The following is a 13,773-nucleotide window of genomic DNA, read 5'->3' on the forward strand; positions in this document are numbered from 1 at the left end:
CCACACGGGCCCCGACCCCGTGGCGGGGCCACGGGGGGTCGGGGCGCGGGGCGGCCGACGGCTGGTCCCGCCGTCGGCCGCCCGCGCCGTTACTCCCCGTATATGTCACCTTGACCGTTTGCCACGCGGTTGCGCTCTGCCCGGGTATCGACCACCGCTGCCGACGACGCACAGTAAGGTCAACCGGGTGAGCGCCACCGGCGAGCACGGCCAGCCGCAGCCGCGAACGATGAGGTGACCATGACCACCCCAGGCAAGACCCGTGTGGCGATCGTCTTCGGCGGCCGGAGCCCCGAACACGGCATCTCCTGCGTCAGCGCCGGCAGCGTGCTGGCCGCCCTGGACCCGGACGAGTTCGAGGTCGTCCCGGTCGGCATCACCCGGCGGGGCCAGTGGGTGCTCGCCAGCGGCGACCCGGCCGGGCTCGCCATCGCCGACCGCAAGCTGCCCGAGATCACCGCCGGCTCCGGCGCCGAACTGCTGCTGCGCGCCGACCCGGCCGCCGGCGGCCTGATGGTGCTCGACCCGGCCCAGGGTCCGGTGGCGCTGGCCGACGTGGACGTGGTCTTCCCGGTGCTGCACGGCGCGTACGGCGAGGACGGCACGATCCAGGGCATGTTGGAGATGGCCGACCTCCCCTACGTCGGGGCGAACGTGTTCGCGTCCGCCGCCGCCATGGACAAGGAGTTCACCAAGAAGCTCTGCGTGGCCGAGGGCATCCCGGTCGGCCCGTACGCGGTGCTGCGCGCCGGGATGTCGTTGAGCGAGGAGGACAAGGAGCGCCTCGGCCTGCCGGTCTTCGTCAAGCCGTCCCGCGCCGGTTCCTCGTTCGGCATCACCAAGGTCGACGACTGGGCGCGGTTGGACGCCGCGCTCGCCACCGCCCGGGAGATCGACAGCAAGGTGCTGGTGGAGGCCGCCGTGGTGGGCCGCGAGATCGAGTGCGGCGTGCTGGAGGGCGAGGCCGGCGGCGCGCCCGAGGCGTCGGTGCTCGCCGAGGTGCGGATGATCGGCGACCGAGACTGGTACGACTTCGAGGCCAAGTACATCTTCGCTGACGAGGTGACCGAGTACGACGTCCCCGCGGAGCTGCCCGAGGCGGTGACCCGGCAGGTGCGCGACTACGCCACCCGGGCGTTCACCGCGCTTGACTGCTCCGGCCTGGCCCGGGTCGACTTCTTCGTCACCCCGGCGCAGGAGGTCTTCCTCAACGAGATCAACACGATGCCGGGCTTCACGCCGACCTCGATGTTCCCGCGCATGTGGGCGGCCAGCGGGCTGGAGTACCCGAAGCTGGTCAACCGCCTGATCCGTACCGCCCTGCACCGCCGCGCCGGCCGCTGACGGGCCGGCCCGGGCGTCACCCGGCGCAGCCCGAGGGGGCCTGCTTCGCCGAGGGGACCGCGCTGACGATCGCGTCGGAGATCTGCACCACCCACTGCAACGCGGGCTGGTACGTCTCCGGCGCCCGGACCTGGACGGGCACCTCCCGGTCGACGGTGGTCAGCACCGTGGCGCCGGCCCCGGTCACCGGGTGCCAGCAGACGCCGTTGACCCGGAACACCTCGTCGGTGTCCGGGAAACAACCGGCGGGCAGCGTGGCGCCGCCGGTGGGCGACGGGCAGGGCCGCACCGGCGGCGCCGCGCCGCAGGCCACGGTGAGCGCCGGGTCGCCGTACGCCGCGTTCTGCTCCGGACCCGCGGTGACCGGGCGCTGCCGCAGGTCACGCACGCTGTCGGGAAGCTGCGAGATCAGGGCGCGGCAGACGACCCCGGGGCGCTGGGCGAGCGCCGGCGCGGGCAGCTCGACCGGCGCGGTGGACTGCGCCCGGGGGCTCGCCGACGCGCTCGGCGCGGCGTCCGGGGACTCGGGCGCGAGCTTGGCGAACGTGAAGCCGGCCACCGCCAGGGTCACCGGCACCGCGATCACCGTGGCCCAGAGCGCGGCCCGTCGGGTGCCGGGGTCCCGGCGCGTGGTGGGTTCCGTCTCGTCCACTTACAGCCGCACCACCGAACACGTGAGCGTGCGGGTGATGCCGGGCACCATCTGCACCTTGCTGACGATGAGTTTGCCCAGCTCGTCGACCGTGTTCGCCTCGGTGAGCACGACCACGTCGTAGGGCCCGGTGACGGCGTCGACCCGTACCACGCCGGCAAGGTCCGCGATCAGACCGGCCACGTCACGCGCCCGGCCGACCTCGGTCTGGATGAGGATGTACGCCTGTACCACGACTCGACCTCCGTCCGTCGCCGCCTGGGGCGGCCCGAAGGGTGAAACTACCGTACCGACCGGGCGTGATCCCTATCGGTCGCCGGTGGGCGGGCAGGTCGAGGGCGGGGGACGGTGCGGAACGTGCGGAACGACGGAGCGGAACGAGGGGACGGCATGACGGTCGAGGGTGTCGGGGAGTTCGGACTGATCGACCGGGTGACCGCCCGGCTGTCGTACGGGGAGAGCTGCCTGCTCGGCCCCGGCGACGACGCGGCGCTGGTGGCGGCGCCGGACCGGCGGGTGGTCGCCTCCACCGACGTGCTCGTCGAGGGGCGGCACTTCCGGCGGGACTGGTCCTCGGCGCGGGACGTCGGGCACCGGGCCGCCGCGGCCAACCTCGCCGACGTCGCCGCCATGGGCGCGACGCCGACCGCGCTGCTGGTCGCGCTCTGCATGCCGGCCGACCTGGACCCGGCCTGGGCCGAGGAACTGGCGGACGGGCTGGGCGCGGAGGCGGCCGGCGTGGGCGCGAGCGTGGTCGGCGGCGACATGTCCGCCAGCCCGACGCTGACCGTCGCGGTCACCGCGCTCGGTGACCTGGCCGGCCGCGCGCCGGTGGTCCGCTCCGGGGCACGACCGGGCGACGTGGTGGCGCTCGCCGGGCGTACCGGCTGGGCGGCGGCCGGCTTCACCGTGCTGTCCCGCGGCTTCCGTACGCCCCGGCTGCTGGTCGAGGCGTTCCGCCGCCCCGAGGTGCCGTACGCCGCCGGGCCGGACGCCGCCGCGGCCGGCGCCACCGCCATGATCGACGTCTCGGACGGGCTGCTCGCCGACCTGGGACACGTGGCCACGGCCAGCGGGGTGGCGGTCGACCTGAGCCGGGACGCGTTCGAGGTGCCCCGACAGATGCGCGACGCGGCGCAGGCGCTCGGCGTCGACCCGTACTCCTGGATCCTGGCCGGCGGCGACGACCACGCCCTGGCGGCCACGTTCCCCGCCGACGCGGCGCTGCCGGACGGCTGGCGTCCGGTCGGCCGGGTCACCGAGGGCGCCGGGGTCACCGTCGACGGCGGTGACTACGACGGCCCGCGTGGCTGGGACCACTTCCGCAGGGCGGACTAGCCGACCCGTCGCAGGGCGGACCAGCTGACCCGTCGCAGGGCGGACCAGCCGACCCGTCGTAGAGCGGACCAGCAGGCTCTTCCGCCGGGGCCCGCAGTGATCTGCGTCCGAGCGTGGCGACCGGCGCCGGCCGGGTGCCGGGGCCGGTCGTAGCCTGGCACGGTGAGCGAGATCGAGATCCTCCCGCGGCGCTTCGACGCGCCCGAGTCGCAGGAGCTGATCCGGGCGGCGCTGGCCGACCTGGGCCGGCGGTACGGCGGCAACGGCGACGAGACGCCCGTCGACGCCGCCGAGTTCGTCCCGCCGGCCGGCGCGTTCCTGGTCGCGTACCTGGACGGCCTGCCGGTGGGCTGCGGCGGCTGGCGCAGCCACGGCGCGGACGGCGAGGAGGCCGAGCTGAAGCGGATGTACACCGCGCCGGCCGCCCGGGGCCGGGGCGTGGCCCGTGCGGTGCTCGCCGCGATCGAGCGGTCCGCCCGCGACGCCGGCCGGAAGCGGATCGTGCTGGAGTGCGGCGACAAGCAGCCCGAGGCGCTCGCCATGTACGCCTCGGCCGGCTACGAGCGGATCCCGAACTTCGGCTACTACCGGGACGCGCCGGGCTGCCTGTCGTTCGGCCGGACGCTCTGACCGCCGCCCTCAGCCGACCGTGATCCGGATCTCCGCGGCGGCCCGTCGGGCGGCGACCGCCGCCTCGTCCGGCGTCGCGCCCCAGGTCATCAGGTGCCCGCTGCGGTGCGCCGAGGAGAGCAGCTCGGGCACGGTCTGCCCGACCTTCGTCTCGACCTGGACGTCGAGCACGCCCGGCACGCGCAGCGCCGCCCGCCGGCCGTCCACCGCGGTGACCCGGCCGGGCGGGGCGGTCAGGAACTCGATCGCCGCCGCGCCGGTCGGCCGCTGCGGCAGCGCCGGCCGTTCGCCGCGCAGCACCCGCAGGTACGCCTCGATGACGTCCCGCTCGTAGGCGATCGAGATGAGCGCCGTGATCATGTCGCCGGGCATCCGGGCGGCGCACTCCACGAGCGTCGGCACGCCGTCCGCCAGGATCCACTCGCTGTGCAGCATGCCGCTGCCGAAGCCGGCCGCCGCGGCGAGGCGGGCCGCCGCCGACCGCATCGCGTCGTGCTCGGCCGGCGGCAGCGCGGACGGCACGGTGTGCCCGGTCTCCACCGGGTGCCGGCCACCGGCGACCCGCTTGTCGGTGACGTTGGCGAAGATCACCTCGCCGTCGGCGACCAGCAGCTCCACGCTGTGCTCGGAGCCGACCAGCAACTCCTCGACCAGGACGCCGGTGGGCAGGCCCGCGGTGGCCTCGGCCGGCTCCGGCGGGGTGGCGCTGGCCGCCCAGCGGGCCGGCACCTCGGCCGGGTCGGTGATGAGCTGCACGCCGAGGCTGCCGGAGCGGCGGGTGGGCTTGAGCACGCACCGGCCGCCGTGCGCGCGGGCGAACTCCGCCGCCCGGCCCGCGTCGTCGACCAGCTCGTAGGCCGGGTTGGCCAGGCCGATCTCGTCGGCGAGCAGCCGCATCCGGTGCTTGTCGGAGAAGATGTCCGCGGCGACCGCCCCGGCGCCGGGCAGGCCGAGCCGGTCGGCCAGCCGGGCGGTGGCGGCGACCGCGTACTCCAGGCCGGGCAGCACCAGGCGCGCGTCGGCCAGGCCGGGCTCGCGACCGAGCAGGGCGTCGACGTCCAGGCCGGTCTGGTACTCCGCGGCCACCAGGCGGCCGATCAGCGGCAGCTCCTCGGCGAACCGGACCAGGTCGCGGCGGCGGATCACGTCCGGCTCCTCGACCAGCACCACACTGCCGGCCGGCAGCTCCTGGTCGAACCAGCGCAACGAGCCGAACGACCCGCCCACCACCACCAGTTGCTCGCGGCCCAGATCGAGGTCCACCGGTCGTCCTCCCCACGGTCCGCGCCGGAGCCGGACGGCCGGCGCAGCAGCACCCTAACCGGCGGGGACCAGCCGGTCGCCGTACGGTCGGTCAGCGGTCGCCGCGGACCGGCGGACACGACAGAAGCCGGCGGACCCGAGGGGTCCGCCGGCGACCGACGATGCTCCGGTGGTGCTCCGCGTCAGGCGCGGGTGACCTTGCCGGCCTTGATGCACGAGGTGCAGACCTGCAACTTCTTGGTGTTGCCGCCACCGGCCGGGGTACGCACCGACTGGATGTTCGGGTTCCAGCGGCGGTTGGTCCGCCGGTGCGAGTGGGACACGTTGTGGCCGAAGCCCGGTCCCTTGCCACAGACGTCGCACACGCTAGCCACGGGATACTCCTGGGATTGAAACGTTCATGAGGTCGCCGCCAGGCGCAGCCCGGGCAACCTGGCCAGGTTACCCGATGCCGGTCGGTACGCCCAATCGGCCCTTCGCCGAGCCCATCCAGCGTACCGGCCGGCCGGGTCGGCGTGTGGTCGGCCCGGGACCGGGGCCGACCGGGCCGACCGGCCGGGCGGACACGCCGGACGACCCCGGCGCGTGTCGGTGTGCGCCAGTAGGCTTCCCGACGTGCTGGACACCCTCGACGCCGCCGCGGTGCGCCGCTGGTGCACGAGCGGGCTGGCCGCCCTCCAGCGGCACCAGGGCGAGATCGACGGCCTCAACGTCTACCCGGTGCCGGACGGCGACACCGGCACCAACCTGGTGCTCACGCTCACCTCGGCCCAGCAGGCCCTGGCCATGGATCTCGGCACCCTCCCCGACGACGGGCACACCCCGCACGGGCACGCGCTGCGGCTGATGGCCCGCGGCGCGTTGCTCGGCGCGCGGGGCAACTCCGGGGTGATCCTCTCGCAGATCCTGCGCGGCCTCGCGGACGCGCTCGCCGCCGCGCCGGCGGTCCGGGGCCGGCAGCTCGCCGGTGCGCTCGCCGACGCCGCCACCGCCGCCTACGCCGCGGTCGCCCGGCCGGTCGAGGGCACGCTGCTGAGCGTGGTCGCCGCAGCGGCCCGCGCGGCCCAGCGGGCGGACAGCGACGACCTGCGCACGGTGGCCGGGGCCGCCGCCGAGGCGGCCACGGACGCGCTGGCCCGCACCCCGGAGCAACTGCCCGAGCTGGCCCGCGCCGGCGTGGTCGACGCCGGCGGGCGCGGGCTGTGCCTGCTGCTCGACGCGCTGGTCGAGGTGATCACCGGGGAGAGCCCCGGCCGGCCGGCCCCCGCTCCGGCCGCGCCGCACCGGCCCGGGGCCGCCGTCCGGGAGACCGGCTCCGACGCGTACGCCTACGAGGTGCAGTACCTCCTCGACGCCACCGAGGAGGCGGTCGGGCGGCTGCGCGGCGAGCTGGCCGGGCTCGGCGACTCCCTGGCCGTGGTCGGGGACGGCGACGGCACCTGGAACGTGCACGTGCACGTCAACGACGTCGGGGCCGCCGTGGAGGCGGGCGTGGTCGCCGGCCGGCCGCACCGGATCACGGTGACCCGCTTCGCCGACCACCCCGTTCCGGCGCCCGGCCCGCCGCCGACGCCGTCCGGTGGCCGGGCCGCCGTGGTGGTCGCCACCGGCGCCGGGATCGCCGAGCTGTTCGCCGCCGAGGGTGCGGTGGTGGTGCCGGCCAACCCGTCCACCGGTGAGCTGCTCGACGCGGTCCGGGCCACCGACGCGGCCCGGGTGGTGGTGCTGCCGAACGACCCGAACACGCAGTCGGTGGCGAGCGCGGCGGCCAGGGAGGCGCACCGCCTCGGCATCAAGGTCAGCGTGGTGCCCACCCGCTCGCCGGTGCAGGCGCTCGCCGCGCTCGCCGTCCGCGACCCGAGGCGCCGCTTCGAGGACGACGTGATCGCGATGGCCGAGGCCGCCGGCGCCTGCCGCTACGCCGAGGTCTGCCACGCCGGCCGGGAGGCGCTCACCGTCGCCGGCCCGTGCCGGCCGGGTGACGTGCTGGCCCTGGTGGAGGGCGAGGTGCATCTGATCGGGCAGGATCTGACCGACACCTGCACCGCCGTGGTCGACCGGATGCTCGGCGGCGGCGGCGAGCTGGTCACGCTGCTCTGCGGGGCGGACGCCCCGGCCGGGCTGGCCGACCGCGTCCGCGCGCACGTCGAGCGCGCCTGGCCGTTCGTCGAGGTGCAGGCGTACGAGGGCGGCCAGCCGCACTACCCGCTCCTGCTGGGGGTCGAATGACGAGCGAACCGTCGACGGTGGACACCCCGCTCAAGAAGCTGGTCGGGGAGAAGACCGCGAAGGCGCTTGCCGGTCACCTCGACCTGCACACCGCCGGTGACCTGATCTACCACTTCCCGCGCCGCTACGACGAGCGCGGCGAGCACACCGACATCCGCTCGCTCGACGTGGGGGAGCAGGTCACCGTGCTGGCCCAGGTGCAGCGCACCGCGGTCCGCCCGATGCGCCAGCGGCGCGGCAACCTGCTGGAGGTGACCGTCGGCGACGGTTCCGGCGGCGTGCTGACCTGCACCTTCTTCGGCAACCAGGCGTGGCGGGAGCGGGAGCTGCGACCGGGCCGCTGGGGGCTGTTCGCCGGCAAGGTGACCGAGTTCCGGGGCAAGCGGCAGCTCAACGGCCCGGAGTACGTCCTGCTCGGCGAGGGCGGTGACGGCGAGGCGGCGGCCAACGAGGAGGTCGAGGAGTTCGCCGGCGCGCTGATCCCGGTCTACCCGGCCGCGGCGGCGGTGCCGACCTGGGTGATCGCCCGCTGCGTCCGGGTCGTGCTGGACACGTTCACCCCGCCGGACGACCCGCTGCCGGCCACCCTGCGGGCCACCCGCAACCTGGTCGGCATCGGCGCCGCCCTGCGGGAGATCCACCGGCCGTCCAGCAAGGAGGCGCTCTACCGGGCCCGCCGCCGGCTCAAGTGGGACGAGGCGTTCGCGGTGCAGCTCACCCTGGCGCAGCGCAAGCACCGGGCGGCGGCCTGGCCGGCGCGGGCCCGACCGGCCCGGGCGGGTGGCCTGCTGGACGCGTTCGACGCCCGGCTGCCGTACGAGCTGACCCCCGGTCAGCAGGTGGTCGGGCGGGAGATCGCCGCCGACCTGGCCACCGCGCACCCGATGCACCGGCTGCTCCAGGGCGAGGTGGGCTCCGGCAAGACGGTGGTGGCGCTGCGCGCCATGCTCCAGGTGGTCGACGCCGGCGGTCAGGCCGCGCTGCTCGCCCCGACCGAGGTGCTCGCCGCCCAGCACCACCGCGGCATCCGGGAGCTGCTCGGCCCGCTCGGCACGGCGGGTGAGCTGGGCGCCGCCGACGACGCCACCCGGGTGGAGCTGGTCACCGGCTCGCTGGGCGCGGCGGCCCGACGCCGTGCCCTGGCCGAGGTGGCCGAGGGCCGGGCCGGCATCGTGCTCGGCACGCACGCGCTGCTCTACGAGGGTGTCGACTTCGCCGACCTGGGCCTGGTGGTGGTGGACGAGCAGCACCGGTTCGGCGTGGAGCAGCGGGACGCGCTGCGTGCCAAGGCCGAGCAGCCGCCGCACGTGCTGGTGATGACCGCCACCCCGATCCCGCGCACGGTCGCCATGACCGTCTACGGCGACCTGGAGACCTCCACGCTGTCCCAGTTGCCGCAGGGCCGCTCGCCGATCGCCTCGCACGTGGTGCCGGCCGCCGAGAAGCCGGCCTTCCTGGACCGGGCCTGGCGTCGGCTGCGCGAGGAGGTCGGCAAGGGTCATCAGGCGTACGTGGTCTGCCCCCGGATCGGAGACGGCCCGATTTCCGACGAGGAGGCGCCGCGGGAGGACGACAACGGCCGCCGGCCGCCGCTGGCGGTGACCGAGGTGGCCCCGCTGCTCGCCGACGGGCCGCTGCACGGGTTGCGGATCGGCGTGCTGCACGGGCGGCTGCCGGCCGACGAGAAGGACGCGGTGATGCGCGCGTACGCCGCCGGTGACCTGGACGTGCTGGTGGCGACCACGGTGGTCGAGGTGGGCGTGAACGTGCCCAACGCGACCGTGATGATCGTGCTCGACGCCGACCGGTTCGGCGTCTCCCAGCTGCACCAGTTGCGCGGCCGGGTCGGCCGGGGGTCGGCCGCGGGTCTCTGCCTGCTGGTCACCGAGGCGGCCGAGGGCTCGTCGGCCCGGGAGCGGCTGGACGCGGTGGCCTCCACCACCGACGGGTTCAAGTTGGCCGAGCTCGACCTGGAGCAGCGCCGGGAGGGCGACGTGCTCGGCGCGTCCCAGTCCGGCCGGCGCTCACACCTGCGGTTGCTGTCGCTCCTGCGCGACACGGAGCTGATCCGGGACGCCCGCGCCGAGGCGATCGAGCTGGTCGAGGAGGATCCGGAGCTGGCCCGGCACCCGGCGCTGGCCGCGTCCGTCGCCGCCCTGGTCGACGAGGAGCGTGCCGAATACCTGGAGAAGGGCTGACCCCGCCGGTCGACCCTGTGCGGAGTACGCGGGGCCGCGACGTCCCGGCCGCCCTGTTTCACGGAAATAGTGGCTAACTGGGCCCCGAAGGCCACTCTTTCCGTGAAACAGGCGCGTGAGGCCCGTGAGGTGTTGGGATGCGAGGGCGCGCCGACCGGGTGGTCGACGCGCCCTCGCGGCGGTGTGGGCGGGTCAGGCGGTGAAGCGGATCCGGCGGCGGCGGGCCACCACGAACAGCACCGCGCCGGCGGCCAGCAGCAACGCGGCGCCACCGGCGATCGCGCCGGCGGCCGGGCCGGTCACCGGCAGGCCGCCGCCCTGGCCGGAGCAGTCCTCCGGCTGGGTGTACGGGACGGTCTCGGCGTCGGCGACCACGTCGTACTTCACGGTGACCTTGAGGCCCCGGTAGGCGTCGAACTCGACCGAGGTGGTCGTGCCCGGCGCGGAGGTGAGCTTCCTGGTGACGCCCTTCTCGGTGGTCAGCGTGGCGGTGAAGGGGATGCCCTTCGCCGGGTTCTCCACGATGAAGGTCATCGAGTCGCAGTCCTGGTCCAGCTTGAAGATCGGCTCCGCCGGCTCGGCCGGGGCGGACGGCGTCGCGGACGGGCTCGGCGGCGTGGAGACGGACGCGGACGGCGTCGGGGTGGGCTGCTCCGGCGACCGGGTCGGCTCCGGCGTGGCGCTCGGCGACGGCGAGCTGGGCGACGGCGACGGGCTCTCCACGACCTCGCAGTTGCGGCTGGGCCGGGCCACCACGGTGCGCTCACCGTCGTGCGACTGCCGGCCCCGCTCCCAGTGCGCCCCGACGGTCAGCTTCAGCTCGGGGATCTCACCGGTGAACGTGTGGGTCTGGGTGCCGGTCAGCGGCCCGTCGCTCTGCTTCTTCAGCTCCGCGCCGACGCTCAGGCCGCCGGTGATGTCACCGGGCACGGTGGACTCGAGCTTGGTGATGCGGCCGGAGATGTCGGTCTCGCTGCTGGTCACCGACCAGGTGACGGTGACCGTGCCGTCCTTGGTGGCGCAGAAGCTGCCGGACGGTTCGGGGTGGTGGGCCGCGGCCGGGGCGGCCGTGGTGGCGACGCCCGCGAGGCCGATCAGCGCGCCGGCGGTGAGGACGGCGGCACGCCGGAGGTTGAGACGGTTCACGTCTTCTCCTGATGAGGGGAGGTGCGGAGAGAGGTGCGGCGGACGGACCGGAGTCACGCGTCCACGCGGCAACCGGGCAGACCCTAGCGAGATCGACACTGCGGGCGTTACCGCGATCTACGGGTCGTAAAGGGTCCGTTATGAATTCGAGATAATAAATGTACGGGGCGTCACGAACCGTTGCTCCCGGTGGTCCGCCCGTCCCGTGTCGGCGGTCGCGTAGCGTCGGGGCATGCGGAGGGAACGACGGTGACCCGGATCGTGGCCGGCGCGTTCGGTGGGCGGCGGATCGCCGCGCCGCCCGGCGCCGGCACCCGACCGACCTCGGACCGGGTGCGGGAGGCGCTGTTCAGCGCCGTGCAGGCCGATCTCGACCTGGCCGGGGCGCGCTTCGTCGACCTGTTCGCCGGCTCCGGCGCGGTCGGGCTGGAGGCGCTGTCCCGGGGCGCGGCGCACGTGCTGCTGGTCGAGTCGGACGCCCGGGCCGCCCGGGTGATCCGGGAGAACATCGCCATGCTCCGGGCCGCGCCGGCCGCCCGCCTGGTCACCGGCAAGGTGGCCGGCGTGCTGGCGGCCGGGCCGGACGGCGCGCCGTACGACGTGGTCTTCGCCGACCCGCCGTACGCGGTGCCGGCCGCGGAGATCACCGCGATGCTGGCCGCGCTGGTCGACGGCGACTGGCTCGCCCCGGACGCCCTGGTGGTCGTCGAGCGGTCCCGCCGATCCGGACCGGTCGACTGGGTGGAGGGCGTCACGCCGGAACGCAGTCGCCGCTACGGCGAGACCACCCTTTGGTACGGTCGCCGATCATGAGACGTGCGGTCTGCCCGGGCTCGTTCGACCCGGTCACCAATGGTCATCTCGACATCGTCGGCCGGGCCAGCCGGCTCTTCGACGAGGTGATCGTCGGCGTGCTGGTCAACCAGTCGAAGCAGGGGTTGTTCACGGTCGAGGAGCGGATCACGATGCTCCGCGAGGTGACCGCCTCGTACGACAACGTCCGGGTGGAGTCGTTCCGCGGCCTGCTCGTCGACTTCTGCCGGGACCAGCAGGCGAGCGTGTTGATCAAGGGCCTGCGGGCGGTCAGCGACTTCGACTACGAGTTGCAGATGGCCCAGATGAACATCGGCCTGGCCGGCGTGGAGACGCTCTTCATGCCGACCAACCCGCTCTACTCCTTCCTCTCCTCCAGCCTGGTCAAGGACGTGGCCAAGTGGGGCGGCGACATCTCCGCGCACGTCCCCGACCTGGTCCGCGAGCAGCTCGTAGCCCGCCTCCGCCCCTGACCCGCCCCCAACCTCGCCGATCTTGCACTTGCGGCCCGGCAGGTGTCCCTTTCGCGCCAGATGTCGGGGCGGAAAGTGCAAGATCAACGGCGGGGGTGGGGCGGGGGTGGAGGCGGGGGTGGAGGCGGGGGCGGCGCGCCGGGTGGGCGGGGTGGGGCGGGAGTGGGCGGGGCGCGACATGATGGGGGCAGCGCCGGAACCGGGCGCAGGCCGCATCATGGAGGGCGGCCGACGAAGACAGGAGTGAGGCGCCGGTGGACCCGCTCGATCGCATCGACGAACTGATCGCCATGGTGGAGCAGGCCCGCTCCGTCCCGATGTCGCGCAACAACTGCATGGTCGACCGCGGTGAGATGATCGCCGTGCTCGACGAGCTGCGCGCCGAGCTCCCCGCCGACCTGCGCCGGGCCGCCGCGCTGCTGGAGGAACGGGACAAGATCATGGAGGCCGGCAAGCGCGAGGCCGACCGGATCATCAGCGAGGGTGAGGCGGAACACGCCCGCCTGGTCTCGGTGAACGAGATCACGGTCTCCGCCGAGCACGAGGGCGCCCGGATCATCGGTGAGGCGCGGGCCGAGGCGCAGCGCCTCCGCGAGGAGGTGGACGACTACGTCGACACCGCGCTGGCCAACTTCGAGCAGTTCCTCACCCGGGCGTTGGCCTCGATAGAGCGCGGCCGGGACAAGATGCACGCGCTGCGTGAGATCGGCACCTTCGGTGGGGACGAGGCCGACCGCCCGCTACCCTTCTGAGCGGCGCGCGGGCCGGTCGCCGACAGCCGGCTGCCGCCGGGCCGGGGCGGACACGCCCCCGGTTCGACGGTCCGCCCGTCTCCCAGGTAACCTTTTTTGTCGGCCTCTCACCGGCCGGAGTCTGACTATGCCCAAACATTCGCCTCGCCAACTCGACCCCAGGGCGCCGCTGGTCCTCGACACGAGGGACCTGCCGCGTCGCCCTGGCGCGTTGCGTGAGCTCCGGCGGGTCGTGACGGCACCGGCGGACCTCGGTGTGGAGTTGATCGGCGTGCCGGCGGGCGCGGACCTCGACCTCGATCTGAGGTTGCAGTCGGTGTCCGAGGGCGTGCTCGTCTCCGGGACCGTCACCGGTCCCGTCAAGGGCGAGTGCGGTCGCTGCCTGCGCGAGATCGACGACTCGGTGGCCGTCAACGTCCAGGAGCTGTACGCGTACGAGGACAGCACCACGGACGAGACGACCGACGAGGACGAGGTGGGCCGGATGCAGGGCGATCTGATCGACCTGGAGCCGGCGTTGCGGGACGCGGTGGTGCTCGCGCTGCCGACCAACCCGCTCTGCCGGGAGGACTGCCCAGGGCTGTGCCCCGAGTGTGGGGTGCACTGGGACGATCTGCCGGCCGACCACAGTCACCAGCAGGTCGACCCGCGTTGGGCGGGCCTGTCGCAACTGACCAGTACAGAGGAGTAGGAACCGTGGCCGTCCCCAAGCGCAAGATGTCGCGCAGCAACACCCGCGCCCGCCGGGCGAACTGGAAGGCCACGGCGGTGTCCACCGTTGCCTGCCCGCAGTGCAAGTCGCCGAAGCTGCCGCACACCGCCTGCTCCGTCTGCGGCACGTACAACGGCCGCCAGGTTCTCGAGGTCTGACCTGGACGCCGAGTGACGCCCCCGACCACCGGTCGGGCGGCGCGCGCACCACGGCTCACGCCCGG

The 13,773-nt window shown here is 74.5% G+C and carries 15 protein-coding genes; 10 read left to right on the forward strand and 5 right to left on the reverse strand.

Annotation, left to right across the window (positions count from 1 at the left end; all coding sequences use genetic code 11):
• The first annotated feature begins 240 nt into the window (after positions 1–240).
• Complete coding sequence (locus ACLQ2W_RS26780) at positions 241–1,344, forward strand: D-alanine--D-alanine ligase family protein (RefSeq protein WP_405092820.1); 1,104 nt, start codon at positions 241–243, stop codon at positions 1,342–1,344.
• Between the two features lie 16 nt (positions 1,345–1,360).
• Here ACLQ2W_RS26780 and ACLQ2W_RS26785 read toward each other — a convergent pair whose 3' ends face one another.
• Complete coding sequence (locus ACLQ2W_RS26785; RefSeq protein WP_425789730.1) at positions 1,361–1,996, reverse strand: DUF3515 family protein; 636 nt, start codon at positions 1,994–1,996, stop codon at positions 1,361–1,363.
• Positions 1,997–2,230, reverse strand: coding sequence for an Lrp/AsnC ligand binding domain-containing protein (locus tag ACLQ2W_RS26790; protein WP_013284547.1), 234 nt, complete (start codon positions 2,228–2,230; stop codon positions 1,997–1,999).
• 156 nt (positions 2,231–2,386) lie between these two features.
• Between ACLQ2W_RS26790 and ACLQ2W_RS26795 the strand changes: the two genes are divergently transcribed.
• Positions 2,387–3,334, forward strand: a complete 948-nt coding sequence (locus ACLQ2W_RS26795; RefSeq protein WP_425789732.1) for a thiamine-phosphate kinase — start codon at positions 2,387–2,389, stop codon at positions 3,332–3,334.
• Positions 3,335–3,496: 162 nt separating this feature from the next.
• Positions 3,497–3,964, forward strand: a complete 468-nt coding sequence (locus ACLQ2W_RS26800; protein ID WP_405092823.1) for a GNAT family N-acetyltransferase — start codon at positions 3,497–3,499, stop codon at positions 3,962–3,964.
• Between the two features lie 9 nt (positions 3,965–3,973).
• Here ACLQ2W_RS26800 and ACLQ2W_RS26805 read toward each other — a convergent pair whose 3' ends face one another.
• Together ACLQ2W_RS26805 and rpmB are read right to left on the reverse strand one after the other, a co-directional pair.
• Positions 3,974–5,227, reverse strand: coding sequence for an ATP-grasp domain-containing protein (locus ACLQ2W_RS26805; protein WP_425789735.1), 1,254 nt, complete (start codon positions 5,225–5,227; stop codon positions 3,974–3,976).
• Positions 5,228–5,409: 182 nt separating this feature from the next.
• Positions 5,410–5,601, reverse strand: a complete 192-nt coding sequence (rpmB, locus tag ACLQ2W_RS26810; RefSeq protein ID WP_007456456.1) for a 50S ribosomal protein L28 — start codon at positions 5,599–5,601, stop codon at positions 5,410–5,412.
• 241 nt (positions 5,602–5,842) lie between these two features.
• Here rpmB and ACLQ2W_RS26815 point away from each other — a divergent pair, with 241 nt between their 5' ends.
• Both ACLQ2W_RS26815 and recG read left to right on the forward strand, forming a co-directional pair.
• The gene (locus tag ACLQ2W_RS26815) at positions 5,843–7,456 is read left to right on the forward strand and encodes a DAK2 domain-containing protein (protein WP_425789737.1); all 1,614 of its coding nucleotides are present in this window, start codon (positions 5,843–5,845) and stop codon (positions 7,454–7,456) included.
• On the forward strand, positions 7,453–9,654 hold the full coding sequence (gene recG, locus ACLQ2W_RS26820; protein WP_425789739.1) for an ATP-dependent DNA helicase RecG: 2,202 nt from the start codon (positions 7,453–7,455) through the stop codon (positions 9,652–9,654). Before ACLQ2W_RS26815 ends, recG begins: the two co-directional genes overlap by 4 nt.
• A 192-nt stretch (positions 9,655–9,846) precedes the next feature.
• Here recG and ACLQ2W_RS26825 read toward each other — a convergent pair whose 3' ends face one another.
• A complete protein-coding gene (locus ACLQ2W_RS26825; RefSeq protein ID WP_425789741.1) occupies positions 9,847–10,800 on the reverse strand; it encodes a cell wall anchor protein in 954 nt (317 codons plus the stop codon).
• A gap of 249 nt (positions 10,801–11,049) precedes the next feature.
• Between ACLQ2W_RS26825 and rsmD the strand changes: the two genes are divergently transcribed.
• From rsmD to rpmF, 5 genes are all read left to right on the forward strand, one after another.
• Positions 11,050–11,613, forward strand: coding sequence for a 16S rRNA (guanine(966)-N(2))-methyltransferase RsmD (rsmD, locus tag ACLQ2W_RS26830; protein ID WP_425789743.1), 564 nt, complete (start codon positions 11,050–11,052; stop codon positions 11,611–11,613).
• A complete protein-coding gene (gene coaD, locus ACLQ2W_RS26835; protein ID WP_107156120.1) occupies positions 11,610–12,086 on the forward strand; it encodes a pantetheine-phosphate adenylyltransferase in 477 nt (158 codons plus the stop codon). The genes rsmD and coaD overlap by 4 nt, the downstream gene beginning before the upstream one ends.
• Positions 12,087–12,340: 254 nt before the next feature.
• Complete coding sequence (locus tag ACLQ2W_RS26840) at positions 12,341–12,838, forward strand: hypothetical protein (RefSeq protein WP_425789745.1); 498 nt, start codon at positions 12,341–12,343, stop codon at positions 12,836–12,838.
• 127 nt (positions 12,839–12,965) lie between these two features.
• A complete protein-coding gene (locus ACLQ2W_RS26845) occupies positions 12,966–13,529 on the forward strand; it encodes a YceD family protein (RefSeq protein ID WP_425789747.1) in 564 nt (187 codons plus the stop codon).
• 5 nt (positions 13,530–13,534) lie between these two features.
• Positions 13,535–13,708: a 50S ribosomal protein L32 gene (rpmF, locus tag ACLQ2W_RS26850; RefSeq protein ID WP_396858650.1), complete on the forward strand. Its 174-nt coding sequence runs from the start codon at positions 13,535–13,537 to the stop codon at positions 13,706–13,708.
• Positions 13,709–13,773: the final 65 nt, after the last annotated feature.

Origin of the sequence: Micromonospora sp. DT227, from assembly GCF_049841835.1 — a bacterium.
GTDB lineage: Bacteria > Actinomycetota > Actinomycetes > Mycobacteriales > Micromonosporaceae > Micromonospora.